The sequence below is a fragment of the Streptomyces sp. RB17 genome (assembly GCF_009604455.1).
Classification (GTDB): domain Bacteria; phylum Actinomycetota; class Actinomycetes; order Streptomycetales; family Streptomycetaceae; genus Streptomyces.
In genome coordinates, this window is the sequence record NZ_WEGL01000011.1 from 120,317 (window position 1) to 136,945 (window position 16,629).

The window sequence follows — 16,629 nt, forward strand, 5'->3', positions numbered from 1 at the left end:
TGATGGATCAGGAGAGGGTCACGTCGTCGTAGCGGGTGTAGGTGGCGTCACCCGTGTAGTTGTCGTCATGACTGATGAGCGTGAGCGTGTAGCTGTGCCCGGCCGTGACGGAAGCCGTCTTCTGGATCCAGCCGGAGGACGACACACACGTCTTGGCGAGCACCGTGGTGGTCGTCCCCGAGGTGTTGTCCTTGAGGGTGGCGGTGGCCCAGTCGTAGGTGAGCGTGTCCGGGCACGTCACGTTGTAGGAGAAGCCGAGCGTGCTGGTCCCGGACGGTGCCGTGAACGTCTGGGTGATCGAGGAGTCCCCGTTGGTGGGCGAGGTGCTGCCGGCCCGGGCGGCGTACGTACCGCTGTGTGCCCCCGAGCTGACCACCGACGTGGTCCCCGCCGAGGTCCAGCCGGACAGACTGCCCGTCTCGAAGCCGCCGTTGGTGATCCCACCGCCGCCGCTGCCGGAGGTGACGGTCAGGGTGTAGGTCGCGGTGTGGGTGGCGGAGGCGCCCGTGCCGGTGACGGTGATGTTGTACGTCCCCGCCGGCGTCGACGAGGAGGTGGCCACCGTCAGCGTCGACGAGCCACCCGCGGTGACCGAGGTCGGGTTGAAGCTCGCGGTCGCCCCGCTCGGCAGCCCGGACGCGGACAGGCTCACCGACTGCGCCGAACCGGAGGTGACGGCCGTCGAGACGGTGGTGGTCGCCGACGAGCCTGCGGCGACGCTGGAGGCGGCCGGGCTGACGCCGATCGAGAAGTCGTTGCTCGCGGTGGAGCCGCAGTTGGGCAGGGTGAACGAGGCCAGCCTGGTGTGCCAGTTGAAGTTGCCGTTGGCGGGGATGTACTCGTTCGTGTACCAGAAGGTGCAGTCGTCCGTCGGGTCCACGGACATCGAGGTGTAGTCGCCCCAGCGGCTGTAGCTGGTCTGCGAGCCGCCGCCGGTGATCGCGGTGACCTCGCCCTGCGTCATCGTGCCCAGGGTGTCGCCGGCCAGACGGCCGGTGTACCGGATGGAGGGGTGCACCGAGGAGGAGGACTGGGAGTAGCCGAGGGCGATGTTGCCGACCTTGTCCTCGGCGATGGAGCCCATCCACCGGTAGGTGGAGTCGGGGGCGTAGGTGCCCTGCTGGTAGACGGTCGGGTTGCCGCCGGACATGCGTAGCTCGTACCAGCGCACCCCCACCGAACTGCCCGCCGTCACCGCGTGGTTGACCACGAGTGACTCGTGGTCGCCGAAGTTGCGGTAGGCGAGCCGGAACATCAGCCGGTCGGAGAGCGAGTCGAGCTGCGTGCTGGTCCCGCTCTGCGGGATGCAGGTGCCCGAGCTGCCGCAGGCGGTGGTGTACGACGCGACGGTCAGCGTGGAGGGGCCGGTGAAGGTCGAGTTGGAGGTCGTCGTCCAGTCGACGTGGAACTTCCAGTACGCGAGCGTCGTACTCGTCGTGCCGCGGCCCGCCATCAGCTCCGGTTCCCCGGACGGGGGCGCGGTGGAGCCGTCCAGGTCCGCGCCGAGCAGGCCGCCGTAGGAGGACGAGGTGGTGAAGCACTGCTGGGCGGCGCTCGCGCCGGTGAGCATGGCCGACCGGTTCAGCGCGCAGGCCTCTGCGTTCAGGAAGCTGCCGGAGGCGGTGAACATGTTGTAGGTGACGTAGTACGCGTCCGGCCACACCGAAAGCTTCGGGTAGTCGGGGAAGTTCGAGTACTGGAAGGAGTAGCGGTAGTAGCTGCCCGTCGCGTCAGAACTGCTGGAGACGGCCACGCACTCGTAGTACGGGCCGGAGGACGAGGAGACGTTGGCGAACTGCGTCACCACCCAGCGGCCGGCCAGGGTGTCCCAGCGGACCACCGCGTCACCGTCGTTGGTGGACTGGCAGGACCCGCCGAAGCCGGACCACAGGGTGCTCGTGTCGGTCGGGGCGAGGAGGGTGGCGCCGCTCTTGGAGTACACCGCGTAGGCGGTGTTGACGGTCTCCACGATCTGGCTGGAGCCGACGGCGGCGTTCGGGTCCGGCGGGACACCGGTGATCGAGTAGTTTCCGGCGCCGATGCCCTCGAAGTTCGTGCCGGTCGAGGGGGCGGAGGGGCCGCCGGGGCTGGACTGTACGACCGGGTCGGGAATGTGGGAGGCGGGCGGGTGCGGGAGGCGCTCCTCGCCGGGGTCGTCGTCCTGCTGCTTCTTGCCGTGGTGGCCGTGGTGCGCGTGGGCGGCCATGGAGCGCAGGGTGGGGGAGGTGTCGTGGCGGACGGCGGGGCCGGTGTCGGCCGAGTGGTGGGCCGCCGGGGTGTGGGGTGCGGGGTCGGCCTGAGCCGCGGGGGCGGCGAGCCAGAGAGCCGGAACTGCGGTCAGGATCGCGGTGAGCGCGGCCATGCGGCCGCGCCTGCGTCTGGATCGGGCCACGGAACATCCTTTCGGCCAGCCGGAGTTCGCCCGGCATCTGGGGGAGAAGAAGGACGTTCACGCCGAGAGAGCGCGTGTTCGCAATCCGGGATGGTTGCACCGGACATGTCACGCAACAAGAGAGATGCAGCCTGCGTGGCGCGAAGCAACCGAGAATTTACAGAGTTCAGTCAACTCACAGTAAAAACACAGGGCTTCCTCTGCATCGGCACAAGGGATTTCCCTGTATCGCCCGTAGGGGGAGCGCGCGTCCCTGCCGGGACCGCGGAACGGATCCAGCCTCAGCCGCGTCCCACCGTCGGACTGTCCGGACTACGCCTGGGGGCATCGTGAGGCAACGCCGAACCGGCGTCCGTTCACTCCTCGTGGGCGCCCTCATGGTTTCAGCCGCCGCCTGCGCATCCGGCACCGGGGCCACCGCGCCCGCCAAGAAGAGCCCCTCGGCCTTCGCCTCGACCGGGTCGTCCCACGGGACCCCGGCCCCCGCAGGCTCGTCCGCCTCCAGCTCCACCCGACCGTGCCTCAGCGGCACCGTCACGATCCGCTACCCGCCGGCCGACAACCCCCTGCGTACCGCCTGCCTCCAGGTCGGCACGACGATCCACCTCACCCTGGAGCCGTCGGCCAACTACAGCTGGGCACCGGTCAGGAGCTCCGACCCGGACACCGTCACGTTGCTCGACGACCACGCCGCATCCGACGGCACTCGGTCCGCCACCGCGCGCGCCGCCTCTGCGGGCACCGCCACACTCGGCTCGGCCGACACCTACACCCCCGACCCACACGGTCCTCCCTCAAGGGCCTGGCAACTGACCCTCACCGTGGTCCGGTAACGGCCGTACGCCTACGACGGTTCGACGTACACCAGCATTCGCCAGAGCCGCGTCTGCGGCCCGAACCGATCCCCGCGGTACGACGACGTCGAGCGCAGCTCCGCCGCACCGACACCCGCAGCCCTGACCGTGGCCCGTACGGTTCCCTCTGTCGTTTCCGCCGCGATCACCGTCAAGGGCCCTGCCACCACCTCGACCGGTGTCCACCCATAGACGGCTGATCCGTGCAGAGTGACGACGATCTCGTCCCCCACCTGCACCTGCAGCGGCGACCCTGGCCGCTCCCCGGGGCGGTGGACCACGTCCACCCGCCTTGCCTCGCCGTATGCCACGTGCCGAGGCTACTGAACCTGGAAGTGGTGCCGGGCCACTTCCGAGGACGGGGTGGTCCCGGTAAGCCTGTGCTGTGAGGTTTTGATGTTGGACAGGCCGCCCGACGCGCACAAACACCGAGGTGAGAGATGCAGTTCACCACCCGACCCACCCTGCAGGGCACTTTCGGCATGGTGTCCTCCACCCACTGGCTGGCCTCCCAGTCGGCGATGGCGGTCCTGGAGGACGGCGGCAACGCCTTCGACGCCGCCGTGGCCGGCGCGTTCGTGCTGCACGTGGTGGAGCCGCACCTCAACGGGCCGGCCGGCGAGGTGCCGATCCTGCTCGCCCCGGCCGGCGGCGAGGTGCGCGTGCTGTGCGGCCAGGGCGTGGCCCCGGCCGGCGCCACCGTCGCCCACTACCGGGGGCTCGGCCTCGACCTCGTACCCGGCACCGGGCCGCTCGCGGCCGCCGTGCCCGGTGCCTTCGACGCCTGGCTGCTGCTTCTGCGCGACCATGGCACCAAGTCCCTGGAAGACGTGCTGAAGTACGCCATCGGATACGCCGAGCACGGGCACGCGCCCGTGGAGAAGCTCGGCGCGACCGTGGAGACCGTGCGGGAGCTGTTCGAGACCGAGTGGACCTCGTCCGCGGAGGTGTACCTGCCCGGCGGCCGGGCGCCCCGGCCCGGCGAGCTCTTCCGCAACCCCGCCCTCGCCGCCACCTGGAAGCGGCTGCTGGCCCAGACCGCGGGTGCGGGCGGCCGGGAGGCCCGGATCGACGCCGCGCGCGAGGTGTGGCGCTGCGGGTTCATCGCCGAGGCCCTGGTACGGCAGTCCCGGCGGCCCACGATGGACACCAGCGGCGCCCGGCACACCGGCACGCTCACCGAGGCCGACCTCGCCGGCTGGTCGGCAACCTACGAGACCCCGGTGACCTACGACTGGAACGGCTGGACCGTGTGCAAGGCCGGCCCCTGGAGCCAGGGCCCCGCCCTCCTCCAGCAACTCGCCCTGCTCCCGCCCGAGCTGCCCGCCTACGGCTCCGCCGACTACGTCCACCTGCTGATCGAGGGCTGCAAGCTCGCCATGGCCGATCGCGAGGCCTGGTACGGCGACGCCGCCGAAGTGCCCGTCGCCGAGCTGCTGTCGGACGAGTACAACGCCGGGCGACGGGCCCTGGTCGGGGCCAAGGCCTCCTGGGAGCTGCGGCCCGGCAGCCCCGGTGGACGCACCCCGCGGCTGCCTGCGCAGGCGTACGCGCGCGTGGACAGCGGCGACCACCGCGGCTTCGACCCGATGGGCGCCGGTGAGCCGACGGTCGCGGAGATCCCCGGTGAGCCGTCGGTCGCCGGGCGCTCCGGCGACCCGCGGGTGGCCGCCGACGGTACGACCCGCGGCGACACCTGCCACCTGGACGTCGTCGACCGCTGGGGCAACATGATCGCCGCCACGCCCAGCGGCGGCTGGCTGCAGTCCAACCCGGTCGTGCCCGAACTGGGCTTCCCGCTCGGCACCCGCCTGCAGATGACCTGGTTGGAGGAGGGACTGCCGAACTCCCTCACCCCGGGCCGCCGCCCGCGCACCACCCTCACCCCGTCCCTCGCACTGCGGGGCGGCGTGCCCGTCCTGGCGTTCGGCACGCCCGGCGGCGACCAGCAGGACCAGTGGCAGCTGCACTTCTTCCTCGCCGTCGCCCTGCGTGCCCCGGTCCGCGGCGGCCTCGACCTCCAGGGTGCGATCGACGCCCCGAACTGGCACAACGACAGCTTCCCCAGCTCCTTCTACCCGCGCGGCCGCCGCCCCGGCAGCGTGACCGTGGAGGCCCGCACGGACCCCGAGGTGGTCGAGGAACTGCGGCGGCGCGGCCATGACGTCACCGTCGGCCCCGCCTGGTCCGAGGGGCGCCTGTGCGCGGTAGCCCAGGACCCGGAGACCGGCGTGCTGTCGGCGGCGGCGAACCCGCGCGGGACGCAGGGGTACGCGGTGGGCCGCTGACCGATCAAGGGGCACCCGCTGTTCATCCCGATTCCACCCGCTGTGCACCGCGCGGGCGGGGATTGTCAGAGGGACGTGCTCTCATGGAGGCATGATCGACGCAATGACGGAAACCATCGACGAGTTTCTCACCCGCTGCTCGGCCGACGTGGAGGAGGCGGTCCGCAAGGCCGCCGCGGCCGAGATCCTGCCCCGCTTCCGCCGCCTCGCCGCGCACGAGGTGGACCAGAAGAGCGGCCCCCACGACCTGGTGACGGACGCCGACCGGCTCGCCGAGCTGCGCCTCACCGAGGATCTGGGCGCCCTGCTGCCCGGCTCGGTCGTCGTCGGCGAGGAGGCGGTGCACGCCGACCCGGCGACCTACGCGGCGCTCCAGGGCGACGCACCGGTCTGGATCGTCGACCCGGTCGACGGCACCCGCCAGTTCGTGCACGGCGACGACGGGTTCTGCACCCTGGTCGCCCTCGCCCACCGGGGCGTCGTCCTCGCCTCCTGGACCTACGCCGCGGCGCGCGACCAGCTCGCCACCGCGGTCCGCGGTCAGGGCGCCTTCCTCGACGGCGAGCGGCTGTTCGCGGGCTCGCCCGTGCCCGGCCGGGACCTCGTCGTCGCCACGTCCCACCCGGACTACACCACCGACGAGCAGAAGCGCGCCCTGCGCCCCCTGTGGACCGACGGCCTCGCCCCCCGCCCCTGCGGTTCGGCGGGTCTGGAGTATCTCGCCGTGGCCCGGGGCGAGTTGGACGCCGTCGGGTTCTCCTGGGAGGCGGCCTGGGACCACGCGGCCGGCCTGCTCCTGGTCGAGGAGGCGGGCGGCACGCATCTCACCCGCGACGGCGAGCCCTTCCGCGTGACCGGCGGCAACGCCCTGCCCTTCACCGCGGCCCGGGACACCACGACCGCCCGCCGGGTCATAGGGCTGCTGCGTACGGCGGCCTGAGGCCCACGGGGGGCGTGTCCGGTTCGGCGGAGGCCACGGCGGCTCCGCGCGTGCGGTGACCGCCATTCCCAGTGCGGGGGTGTGTCCGGCATGCGGCTCCGCCGCGTGGGCGCGCCCAGCCGGAGCGGACCCGGACCGGGCAACGGTCCGCGCTCCGACGGCGCATCGGCCCGGCACCCGTCCCACCCGACGGCGGCCCTGACAGTGCCCGAGCGGCGGCAGCCATCGGTCCGCACGGCCGCCGGTCACCTGGCCCCGGCCCCCAGCCACCCCGTCCCCGTCCCCGTCCCCGGCGGCGACTCACGCCCACCCGGCGCCGCCCCCGGTCACCCGGTGCCAGGCCACCCGGCCCGAGGGGATGTCAGTCGTCCGGCATATCCTGACCCGGAGTGGCCATCGGCTGACGAAGGGGTCCGAAGGTGCCGTCGATGCTCGATGCGGTCGTGGTGGGTGCGGGGCCGAACGGACTGACGGCTGCCGTGGAGCTGGCCCGCCGCGGCTTCTCCGTCGCGCTGTTCGAGGCGAGGTCCACCGTGGGCGGCGGCGCCCGCACCGAGGAGCTGACCCTGCCCGGCTTCCGGCACGACCCGTGCTCGGCCGCCCACCCCCTCGGCGTCAACTCACCGGCGTTCCGCGCCCTGCCCCTCGACCGCTACGGCCTCCAGTGGCTGCACTCCGAGCTGCCGATGGCGCACCCCTTCCCCGACGGCACCGCCGCCGTGTTGTCCCGCTCGGTCGCCGAGACGGCCGCCTCCTTCGGACCCCGGGACGCGGGCGCGTACCGCAGGCTGGTCGAGCCGTTCCTCCCGCACTGGGACACCCTGGTGAGGGACTTCATGTCCCTGCCGCTGACCGCGCTGCCGCGCGACCCCGTCACCCTGGCCCGCTTCGGCCTGGCCGGGCTGCCGCCGGCCACCTGGCTGCTGCGACGCTTCAAGGACGAGCGGGCCAAGGCCCTCTTCGCCGGCCTGGTCGGCCATGTGATCGCGCCGCTCGGCGGCCTGGCCACCGGCGCCGTCGGACTGGTCTTCGCCCTGGCCGCCCACGCCCGCGGCTGGCCGGTGCCCCGCGGCGGCTCCCAGGCCATCTCCGACGCCCTCGCCGCGTACCTCGAAGACCTCGGCGGCGCCGTGCACACCGACTACGAGGTCAAGCGCCTGGACGACCTGCCCCCCGCGCGGGCGTACGTCTTCGACACCTCGCCCACCGCGCTGGCCCGCATCGCCGGCTTCGGCGACACGTATGCGCACTACCGCTACGGCCCGAGCGTCTTCAAGATCGACTACGCGCTGGACGGCCCCGTGCCCTGGACCGCGCCCGAGGCCCGCGCCGCCACGACCGTGCAGATCGGCGCCAGCAAGGACGAGATCTCCACCGCCCTGCGCGCCGCCTCCCGCGAGGGCCGGGCCCCCGCCCGGCCGTTCCTGATCACCGTGCAGCCCAGCATCGTCGACCCCACTCGCGCCCCCGAGGGCAAGCAGGTCTTCTGGGCTTACGGCCATGTCCCGAACGGCTGGTCCGGCGACCTCACCGACGCCATGGAGCGCCAACTCGAGCGCTTCGCCCCCGGGTTCCGCGACCGCGTGCTCGCCCGCGCCGTCGCCGGCCCCGCCGAGCTGGCCGCCCACAACGCCAACTACGTCGGCGGCGACATCGCGTGCGGCGCGGCGTCCGGACTCCAGCTGCTGCTGCGCCCCAGACTGTCCCTGTTCCCGTACCACACCCCCCATCCGGCCGTCTTCATCTGCTCCTCGGCCACCCCGCCGGGACCCGGCGTGCACGGCATGTCGGGGCACAACGCGGCCAAGGCCGTATGGCGAAGACTGAGGCAGAGATGACCACCATCACCCTCGTCCAGGGCGACATCACCCGGCAGAGCGCCGACGCGATCGTCAACGCGGCCAACTCCTCGCTCCTCGGCGGTGGCGGGGTCGACGGCGCGATCCACCGGCGCGGCGGACCCGCGATCCTTCAGGAGTGCCGCGCCCTGCGCGCCTCCCGCTACGGCAAGGGCCTGCCCACCGGCCAGGCGGTCGCCACGACGGCGGGCGAACTCGACGCCCGCTGGGTCATCCATACGGTGGGCCCGGTGTATCAGGTTTCGGGCAGTGATCCTTCGCTGCTCGCCTCCTGCTACCGGGAATCGCTCCGGGTGGCCGACGAGCTGGGTGCCCGGACGGTCGCGTTCCCGGCGATCTCCACCGGCGTCTACCGGTGGCCGATGGACGACGCGGCGCGTATCGCGGTGGAGACGGTCCGGAACACACCGACCGCCGTCGAAGAGGTGCGGTTCGTCCTCTTCGACGACCGGGCGTACGAGGCGTTCGCCCGGCAAGTCGGCTGACGCGGCGACCGACGGAGAACCGGCACGGGTGCCGTCGGGGAGATGCGAGGCAGGGAGTTTCGGGGCACCTTAGGGAACGAGGGGGGCGGGGCCGCTCTGGTCCGAAGTCATGCGAGCACCTCCCTAGCCGAAGGAAACATGATGGCCGTAGCCACAGACATGCTCGTTCCCGCGCTGCGCGAGGTCCGTGAGGCCCAAGCCGCGCTCGCCGACCGATTCAAAGCCGACCTCGCCGTCACACCCCCCGGGGAGTACCGGGAGCTCCTGGAGCGCCGTGTCGGCGACGCCCGGGGGCACGTGTACGCCCTTGACGAGCGTCTGACCGCACTGAAACCGCGCCGGCTGGTGCAGGACGTGCTCGGCAACGCCTGGGACATCACGCGGCATGCGGTCCGGCTGCCGCTGGACGCGGCGATGGTCGCACCGGGCGCGCTGCTGCGCAGCCAGCAGGGCAGGGCGACGGAGCAGCGGCTGCTGAGGAACGTCGAGGAGGAGTACGCGGCCACCGCCTTCGCCGTGGCCATCTGCCGGGCCGCCGAGCGTATCGCCCAGGAGGCCGAGGACGTCTCCACCGCGGACCTGCTCGGCGCCGTCCGCCGCGACGGCGAAGAGATGCTGGAAGAACTCGCGGGCTGTCTCGAAGAGCAGGCCGAGGCCGTGGTGATGGCCGCCGAGGCGGAGGTGACGGTCACCGACGCCCTGAGCGGCGGCGGTGCCACCCAGGCGGTCCGGGACTGGAGCGCCTGGCTGCGGGAGACCGCCGAGCGGATGCCCGGCGTGGACCGGCTCCAGGGCGCGCCGGAGGGGGCTCTCATCACGGAGGACGAGCTGCCGATCCCGGAGTACCGCAGGCTCGGCACCAAGATGATCCTCGACCGGCTCCCGCAGCTGGCGCAGACCGATCTCGCCATGGTCGGCGCGTACGAGCGTTCCCACGCGGCCCGACCCGCCGTGCTGAACAGGATCGCGGACCTGCTCGGGCCCGAGCCCTGGCCCGGCTACGACAGCATGAACGCGGGCGACATCCGCAAGCGGCTCGCCGACGCCGGAGAGGGCCTCACCCGGCGGGTGCTGGACTACGAGCGCCGCCATCAGGCACGCTCCACCATCCTCGCGGCGGCCGAACGGGTCCACGCCTGAACCGGCCGCCCGGTCCACCGGATGGCCCAACCGGACACCCGGCCCTTGCGGTCCCCGCGCTCCTTGTCGGTCCCTGTCGGCGCCTGAAGGTCCTGTCGGTCGGGAACGCCGTCGGACCCTCGGGTCACGCGCCGGGCCGCAGGTGCTCGGGGTGCCGGTGCTGGTAGGTCCACAGCTCGTCGACCAGGGTGAAGCCGAAGGAGCGGAACAGCCGGTAGGCGGCCTGCTCCTCACAAGGGGAGGCCTGGGCGCCGTCGAGGACGAGGGCGACCTCGGTGGCGCCCTGCTCGGCCAGCAGGGACAGGGCCTGGTCGAGCAGCGCGCGGCCCAGGCCACGGCACCGGCAGGTGGGCGTGGTCTCGATCCAGTACAGCGTCCCGGTGCGGTCGGGTCCCACACTGACCACGGCTTCGGCGACCGGTTCGGCGTCCTCACGGATCATCAGCCGGTGACCGGGCGGGAATTCGGAGGGGAAGACGTCGGCGACCAGTTTGGCCGGCGGGGGCTCGGTGGAGAGCGCACGGTGCAGGTAGCAGCCTTGGCGGCGGCCGGTGAAGCCGGTCTGCAGCAGTGCGTCGTGGGTGGCGGCGCGCCGGGAGCGGGGCAGGCCGCCCGGCCCCAGCAGACTGGGCGGGCCGCCGACGAATGCCTCGATCCGCGGGCAGCCGGCGAGGGCACCGAGAGCGTGGCCGATCAGGGCGCGCAGGGTGGGGGGATCCTCGTACGCGTGGACCCAGCAGAGATGACCGGTGTGCACATCGGCCCAGGACAGGTACGCGATGGTCCCGCGCGGGCGGTCCTCGGTATCGGCCAGGACGCTGATCCGCCGCCGAGCCGGAACGGCCCGGCCGACCAGCGGAGCGAGGCCGTACCAGGCCGCGGCCAGCCTCTCCCAGACGCAGTGCGGCTGCCCCGGAAGGCGGTCGGCATCGATGAGGTCACACACCCCTGGTTCGTCCTCGGGGCGAAAGGGGCGTACTGTCGTCCCGCTCTCGGGGCTGGGCGAGGAGGTCATGCTGTCCGTCCGCACACGTACCGGCGTTCCTGGTCGGCTGCTTCTCAGCGTCCCCCGTTTCAGCGTCCTCCGTTTCGGGCCCCCTGTCACGGGGAAGGCCGGCCGCGCTTCGGGAGCTGCCCGTTTCGCCGCCGGGTGTCGTGATGCGGCAGGTGCGGGGCGGACGTGGCCTGCTGAGCCGCGGTCAGCAGCGAGCGGACCTGGTCGATGACCGGCCGGTGCAGGGGGAGCGTCAGGTGGCCGACGCCGGGCACGAGCACATTGCGGGCCGTGAGGTCGGGATGGTCGATACGGCCCCTGGAGGCCGGGACGACGACCTCGTCGAGATCGCTGTAGAAGGCCACGAACCGGGTACGGCATCCGGCGGCCGGCTCGGCGAGCTCGGCCAGCAGCGGGCTTCCCGGCCGTAGCTGGCGCATGAGGGGGTGGGGCGGTGCCAGCAGGGCTGCCGCCGTGCCGCCGTGCGGCGTCGCCAGCGTGATCACCAGCGGCACATGTGTGTCCCCGCCGAGCACCTGAGTGTAGTAGCGGGCGATCAGCCCGCCGAGGCTGTACCCGATCACGACCACGCCCCGCCCGGCGCCCAGTTCGCGCGCCACCTCCACCTGCTCGCCCAGGACCTGGGCCGCCGCGCGGATGTCCGGGCCGAACGCGTGGTAGCTCACCGTGATGAAGGGCCCCGCACCGAGGCCGTCGAGTCCCTGCCGCAGCGGTGCGACGATCGACTCCCCGTCGCCCAGCCCGTGCACCAACAGCACCGGGAGGTCGCCCTCCGCGGGCGGCGGATCGTCCTCGCCCGTGTCCAGCCCGGGCGCGGTACGACCGAAGTGCCCGGCAAGCTGTCCGAGGCCTCCCGCGGCCATGTCGAGCGGGAGCCGCACGAGCCGCCCTGCGGCCCTGCTCGCCTCGACACCCACGCCGCGCACCGGTGACATGCCCGGCACCGACAGATGGGGTCCAAAAGGAATACCCGTGGCCGTTCACCTTCCCCGGATATGCCCCCACTTGCCCTCTGTGGACAACATTGTGCGCGCTGATGCAATTCCTGTACCACCGCAGCGGTGCCTCCATGTCACACCGGTCGCTCCGGTTCGCCGTCCTCCCGCCGCGTCAGTGCTGGTAGAGGCCCCACGAGCGTGCTGTCGGCCAATTCGCGCCTTTGCGCGGCTGCGCGGTTGCGCGGACGCGTGGGTCGCCCTTTCCCCGGCACCACGAACGGCCGGCCGCGCCCGGGCCCCTACCCGGCCGGCGAACTCCTCGTGGCGTATGTCCCGCCGGTTCCCGCCCGGATCCGCGGGACTCCCCTGCTCAGGCGGGTGACCAGGGCGTCTTCCGGCGTGCGTCGCGATCGGCAGCCGGTTCGTCGCCAAGCACCCCGGGAGCGGACCGAGCGGCTCGTGGGCCTCTGCAATGGACAGCCGGGGTGTTTGCGGCCGGCCGCGGCGGCTTGCCGTCCGCGGGGCGGCGGACGCAGGCTGGAAGGGTGACGCGGTCCCACGGCACGCTGGCACACCGGCTCATCGACGCTCATCTCGTCGACGGCCGCATGGTGCCGGGCCGCGAGATCGGGTTGCGGATCGACCAGACGCTCACCCAGGACGCCACCGGCACCCTGGTGATGCAGGAGCTGGAGGCCCTCGGCCTGGACCGGGTCCGTACCGAGGTCAGCGTCCAGTACGTCGACCACAACCTGCTCCAGGCGGACGAGCGCAACGCCGAGGACCACGCCTTCCTCCGCTCCGCCTGCCGCCGCTTCGGCATCTGGTACTCCAAGCCCGGCAACGGCGTCTCGCACCCCACCCACATGCAGCGCTTCGGCGTCCCCGGCAAGACGCTCGCCGGATCCGATTCGCACACCTGCGCCGCCGGCTCGCTCGGCATGCTCGCGCTCGGCACCGGGGGCCTGGAGGTGGCGCTCGCCATGGCCGGACGGCCCCTGCACCTGACCATGCCGGAGATCTGGGGCGTCCGCCTGACCGGCCGGCTGCCCGAGTGGGTGAGCGCCAAGGACGTGGTGCTGGAACTGCTGCGGCGCCACGGCGTCAAGGGAGCCGTCAACCGGATCCTGGAGTACCACGGCCCGGGCCTTGCGCACCTGACCGCCATGGACCGGCATGTCATCGCCAACATGGGCGCCGAACTGGGCGCGACCACCTCCGTCTTCCCCGCCGACGACGCGGTGCGCGCCTTCCTGCGCGCCGAGGACCGGGAAGCCGACTTCCGCGCGCTCGCCGCCGAGCCCGACGCGGTCTACGACCTGACCGAAGAGATCGACCTGGCCACGCTGGAACCGCTCATCGCCCGGCCCACCTCGCCCGGCAACGTCGTACCGGTGCACGAGGTCGCGGGCGAGCCGATCGGACAGGCCGTCATCGGCTCCTCCGCCAACCCCGGGCTGCGCGACCTCGCCGTCGCCGCCGCGATCGTCGCGGGCCGCCAGACCGACCCCGCGGTCAGCTTCGACGTCAATCCGGCCTCCCGGGAGATCCTCGCCGACCTCACCAGAACGGGCTCCGCCTTCGACCTGATCGCCGCCGGGGCCCGGATCCACCAGGCAGGCTGCCTCGGCTGCATCGGCATGGGCCAGGCCCCCGCTCCCGGCCGGAACAGTCTGCGCACCTTCCCGCGCAACTTCCCCGGCCGCTCCGGCACCGAACAGGACGCCGTCTGGCTGTGCTCCCCGGAGACGGCAGCCGTCTCCGCCCTCACCGGCGAGATCACCGACCCCCGCGACTGGGCGGCCGAGGAAGGCGTCCCCTACCCGCGGCTCGGCCTTCCCGGACACGCGTCGGTCAACCGCGCGATGTTCGAACCCCCGCTGCCGCCCGAGCAGGCAGCCCGGGCCGGGCTGGAACGCGGCCCCAACATCTCCGGTCTGCCCGACTTCGACCCGCTGCCCGACGAACTGACCGGCCCGGTCCTCCTCAAGTGCGGCGACGACGTCTCCACCGACGAGATCTCCCCGGCCGGGGCGAAAGCGCTGCCGTACCGCTCCAACATCCCCAAACTGGCCGAGTTCACCTTCACCCGCATCGACCCCGACTACCCGCGGCGCGCCGCCGACCTGGCCGGCGACGGCCGTCCCGGCGCGCACTTCGTCGTCGGAGGCGAGAACTACGGCCAGGGCTCCTCCCGCGAGCACGCCGCCATCACCCCCCGCCACCTCGGCCTGCGCGCGGTCGTCGCCAAGTCCTACGCCCGCATCCACTGGCAGAACCTGACCAACTTCGGTGTGCTGCCGCTGGAATTCGACGACCCGGGGGACTACGACCGCATCGACACCGGCGACCGGCTACGGCTGGAGCATCTCCACACCGCCCTGGCCCCGGGAACCGAGCCCCGTCTGCGGCTGCACAACACGACCAAGGACGAGACGTACCTGGTCCGCCATCACCTCTCCGACGGCCGCCGGCGCACCGTACTCGCCGGCGGCACCATCGCGGCCCTCGCCCGGGAGGAGCAACAGAACCCGGGAGGCGGCTGACCTCAGGCGGTGGTCGGCTGGAGGAGGAGCGTGCGGATGTCGTGGGGGAGTTGCTCCAGTGCCGACTCCAGTTGCCCGGGCGAGACGTGTGCGCGTACGACGGCGGTGACGGCGGGAACGATCCGCGGCACGTCCTCGGCGGAGACCTTCGCTTCCTGGACGAACCGGTTCACGTAGGCCTCGCGGTCGTACTTGACCGGTACGGTGCTGGGGTTCCAGCCGTCGTAGTAGGCGCCCCGCAGCAGCTCGGGGAGCTGCGCCGCGAAATGGGCGGCCACGTCGACGGTGACCCGGTCGCGGAGCGTGTGCAGCCAGGTGCGCAGCACCCGGTGGGCCAGGTGGCGGTCCTCGGTCCCGAGGGCTTCGCACACCGCCTTCAGCCAGATGTTGGCGCTGTGGATGGCGTGCTCGAAGTCGGGTGGATGTGTCTGACGCATCGTTCTTGCCTTTCCTGGCCTTCGCGGGTGTCCGGCGCGGGGTGCACACGAGGTGCACGCGTGGCTGAAGTTTCCTGCCCTGGGTTTCCCTGCTGGTGCGGACGAAACCGGTCGGCGGCCGGGCCACCGGCCGGCGGGACGTCAGTGCCGCCGACGCGACACCACCGTGAACTGGGCGCCGTCGGGGTCGCGCAGTACGGCCTCCCGCTCGCCCTCCGCCAGGACGCTGCCCCCGTGCTTCTCCGCGGCCCGGACACAGGGGCCCACCTCGGGCACGGCGAAGTGGACCTGCCAGTGCGGCCGGACCGAAGGATCGGGTGGCACATCCACCGCGCCCGACCCGATGCGGGCCACGACGTCGCCCCGGCTGCGCAGCCGGACCTCGTCACCCGTGTACTCGACCTCGCAGCAGCCCGGGAGGCCCGAGGCCCAGTCGAGGATCTCACCGTAGAAGATCGCCGCGTCGAAGGCGTCACGGGTGTGCAGGGCGACGAAGGTGGATGCCGCCCGCCGCCACGCCTCCCACCCGGTGACGAGTTGCCCCTGCCAGATCCCGAACCGGGCCCCGTCGCGGTCGGCGAGCAGCGCCGCCCTTCCGGGAGGCAGAGAGATCGGCCCGACCGCCACGGTCCCGCCGCGCTCGCGGACGCGGGCCACGGCCACGTCGGCGTCCGGTACGGCGAAGTACGGCGTCCAGGCCACGGCCATCTGCCACACGGAGGCCATCCCCGCGATCCCCGCGACGGGCACTCCGTCCGCCAACGCGGTCCGGAACCGTTCGCCCAGTCTGGCGTTGCGCCAGCGCCAGCCCATCACGGCCCCGTAGAAGTCCTGCGTGGCGTCGAGATCGCGGCTGGTCAGGCTCACCCAGCACGGCACGCCGAACACGGAACGTGTGTCGACGACGTCCGCCGCACCGGAGGAATGAGTCGTGCCGTGGTTCATGGCCATCGCGCCCAGGTCTCGTACACCGGCAGCCACCGCTCTGACGGGCGGCTGCTGTGAGTGCAGTGTCCATTGTCGCCGGTTCCGCGGCGGCCGCGCACCATGGAGAGAGCCGTTCGGCCCATTCGCCGGAACCGAACCGCGAGGACGCCCCGGGCGCGCCGGCGTGCGGTTGCGCGACGGTGACGCACGGGTGAGGGTGGTCGTGCTCGCGCCCGCGATCGTCCACCCACTGTCGCCGACGGCGTTCGACGGGCGCGAGCGGCAGCATCGGCCTGCTGCTCGTCGGGGCGGACGCATAAAATGGGCAGGCCGGAAGAGCACCGCCTTCGCCGCGGGAGAGCTGTCCACCCGGTCACGGCCTGGGCGGCCGACCGATCTGGAAGGGCACCGCCATGGCCAAACAGATCGCCTACCGCAGGGTCTACGAGGAGACCGAGCCGCAGGACGGGAAGCGTGTGCTCGTCGATCGGGTCTGGCCCCGGGGCATGCGCAAGGACGATGCGCACCTGGACGAGTGGCTGCGCGACATCGCCCCGTCGACCGAACTCCGCAAGTGGTACGGCCACGAGCCCAGCCGCTTCACGGAGTTCCGCCGCCGCTACCTGGCGGAACTGCGTGATGCCGGGCACCGCGAGGCGGCCGGGCATCTGCGGGCCCTGGCGGCGCACGACAAGCTCTTGCTGCTGACCGCCACGAAGGACCTGGACCACAGCCAGGCCGCCGTCCTGGCCGAGTGGCTGACCGGGAAAAAGTGATCAACACCTCCGGCCGGGCGGACGCGCGCCGC

Annotated in this window: 13 protein-coding genes; 8 read left to right on the forward strand and 5 right to left on the reverse strand. The window is 72.5% G+C overall.

Features of this window, described 5'->3' with window-relative positions; all coding sequences use genetic code 11:
* Window positions 1-7: 7 nt before the first annotated feature.
* A complete protein-coding gene (locus tag SRB17_RS38395; RefSeq protein WP_194294260.1) occupies window positions 8-2,392 on the reverse strand; it encodes a hypothetical protein in 2,385 nt (794 codons plus the stop codon).
* Between the two features lie 377 nt (window positions 2,393-2,769).
* Between SRB17_RS38395 and SRB17_RS38400 the strand changes: the two genes are divergently transcribed.
* From SRB17_RS38400 to SRB17_RS38425, 6 genes are all read left to right on the forward strand, one after another.
* Entirely contained in the window at window positions 2,770-3,225 is a 456-nt protein-coding gene (locus SRB17_RS38400; RefSeq protein WP_153545802.1) for a hypothetical protein, read from the forward strand.
* Window positions 3,226-3,686: 461 nt separating this feature from the next.
* A complete protein-coding gene (locus SRB17_RS38405; protein WP_153545804.1) occupies window positions 3,687-5,534 on the forward strand; it encodes a gamma-glutamyltransferase family protein in 1,848 nt (615 codons plus the stop codon).
* A 103-nt stretch (window positions 5,535-5,637) separates the two neighbouring features.
* Window positions 5,638-6,474 carry an inositol monophosphatase family protein gene (locus SRB17_RS38410; protein WP_416237121.1) on the forward strand — a complete coding sequence of 279 codons (837 nt, stop codon included), beginning with the start codon at window positions 5,638-5,640 and terminating at the stop codon, window positions 6,472-6,474.
* Between the two features lie 419 nt (window positions 6,475-6,893).
* A complete protein-coding gene (locus tag SRB17_RS38415; protein WP_323377201.1) occupies window positions 6,894-8,312 on the forward strand; it encodes an NAD(P)/FAD-dependent oxidoreductase in 1,419 nt (472 codons plus the stop codon).
* Window positions 8,309-8,818 (forward strand): O-acetyl-ADP-ribose deacetylase, encoded by a 510-nt coding sequence (locus SRB17_RS38420; protein ID WP_153545810.1) that lies wholly within the window; start codon window positions 8,309-8,311, stop codon window positions 8,816-8,818. The genes SRB17_RS38415 and SRB17_RS38420 overlap by 4 nt, the downstream gene beginning before the upstream one ends.
* A gap of 141 nt (window positions 8,819-8,959) precedes the next feature.
* Complete coding sequence (locus SRB17_RS38425) at window positions 8,960-9,958, forward strand: hypothetical protein (RefSeq protein ID WP_153545812.1); 999 nt, start codon at window positions 8,960-8,962, stop codon at window positions 9,956-9,958.
* Window positions 9,959-10,082: 124 nt separating this feature from the next.
* Here the strand turns inward: SRB17_RS38425 and SRB17_RS45630 are convergent, their stop codons facing one another.
* Together SRB17_RS45630 and SRB17_RS45635 are read right to left on the reverse strand one after the other, a co-directional pair.
* A complete protein-coding gene (locus SRB17_RS45630; protein WP_228396508.1) occupies window positions 10,083-10,973 on the reverse strand; it encodes a GNAT family N-acetyltransferase in 891 nt (296 codons plus the stop codon).
* 86 nt (window positions 10,974-11,059) lie between these two features.
* Entirely contained in the window at window positions 11,060-11,908 is an 849-nt protein-coding gene (locus tag SRB17_RS45635) for an esterase/lipase family protein (RefSeq protein ID WP_194294262.1), read from the reverse strand.
* Window positions 11,909-12,456: 548 nt separating this feature from the next.
* Between SRB17_RS45635 and SRB17_RS38435 the strand changes: the two genes are divergently transcribed.
* Window positions 12,457-14,457 (forward strand): aconitate hydratase, encoded by a 2,001-nt coding sequence (locus tag SRB17_RS38435; RefSeq protein ID WP_323377210.1) that lies wholly within the window; start codon window positions 12,457-12,459, stop codon window positions 14,455-14,457.
* A gap of 2 nt (window positions 14,458-14,459) precedes the next feature.
* Here the strand turns inward: SRB17_RS38435 and SRB17_RS38440 are convergent, their stop codons facing one another.
* Window positions 14,460-14,894 (reverse strand): DUF2267 domain-containing protein, encoded by a 435-nt coding sequence (locus tag SRB17_RS38440; protein ID WP_153545814.1) that lies wholly within the window; start codon window positions 14,892-14,894, stop codon window positions 14,460-14,462.
* A gap of 141 nt (window positions 14,895-15,035) precedes the next feature.
* A complete protein-coding gene (locus tag SRB17_RS38445) occupies window positions 15,036-15,839 on the reverse strand; it encodes a VOC family protein (protein ID WP_153546082.1) in 804 nt (267 codons plus the stop codon).
* A gap of 395 nt (window positions 15,840-16,234) precedes the next feature.
* On the opposite strand from SRB17_RS38445, the gene SRB17_RS38450 reads away from it, so the two are divergent.
* Window positions 16,235-16,597, forward strand: a complete 363-nt coding sequence (locus tag SRB17_RS38450; RefSeq protein WP_153545816.1) for a DUF488 domain-containing protein — start codon at window positions 16,235-16,237, stop codon at window positions 16,595-16,597.
* The last annotated feature ends 32 nt before the right edge of the window (window positions 16,598-16,629 follow it).

Coding starts and splice junctions, on each gene's coding strand:
- SRB17_RS38425 (WP_153545812.1), top strand. CDS start 8,960: ATGGCCGTAGCCACAGACATGCTCGTTCCCGCGCTGCGCGAGGTCCGT.
- SRB17_RS38420 (WP_153545810.1), top strand. CDS start 8,309: ATGACCACCATCACCCTCGTCCAGGGCGACATCACCCGGCAGAGCGCC.
- SRB17_RS38405 (WP_153545804.1), top strand. CDS start 3,687: ATGCAGTTCACCACCCGACCCACCCTGCAGGGCACTTTCGGCATGGTG.
- SRB17_RS45630 (WP_228396508.1), bottom strand. CDS start 10,973: ATGACCTCCTCGCCCAGCCCCGAGAGCGGGACGACAGTACGCCCCTTT.
- SRB17_RS38445 (WP_153546082.1), bottom strand. CDS start 15,839: ATGAACCACGGCACGACTCATTCCTCCGGTGCGGCGGACGTCGTCGAC.
- SRB17_RS38440 (WP_153545814.1), bottom strand. CDS start 14,894: ATGCGTCAGACACATCCACCCGACTTCGAGCACGCCATCCACAGCGCC.
- SRB17_RS38450 (WP_153545816.1), top strand. CDS start 16,235: ATGGCCAAACAGATCGCCTACCGCAGGGTCTACGAGGAGACCGAGCCG.
- SRB17_RS38400 (WP_153545802.1), top strand. CDS start 2,770: ATGGTTTCAGCCGCCGCCTGCGCATCCGGCACCGGGGCCACCGCGCCC.
- SRB17_RS38410 (WP_416237121.1), top strand. CDS start 5,638: ATGACGGAAACCATCGACGAGTTTCTCACCCGCTGCTCGGCCGACGTG.
- SRB17_RS45635 (WP_194294262.1), bottom strand. CDS start 11,908: ATGTCACCGGTGCGCGGCGTGGGTGTCGAGGCGAGCAGGGCCGCAGGG.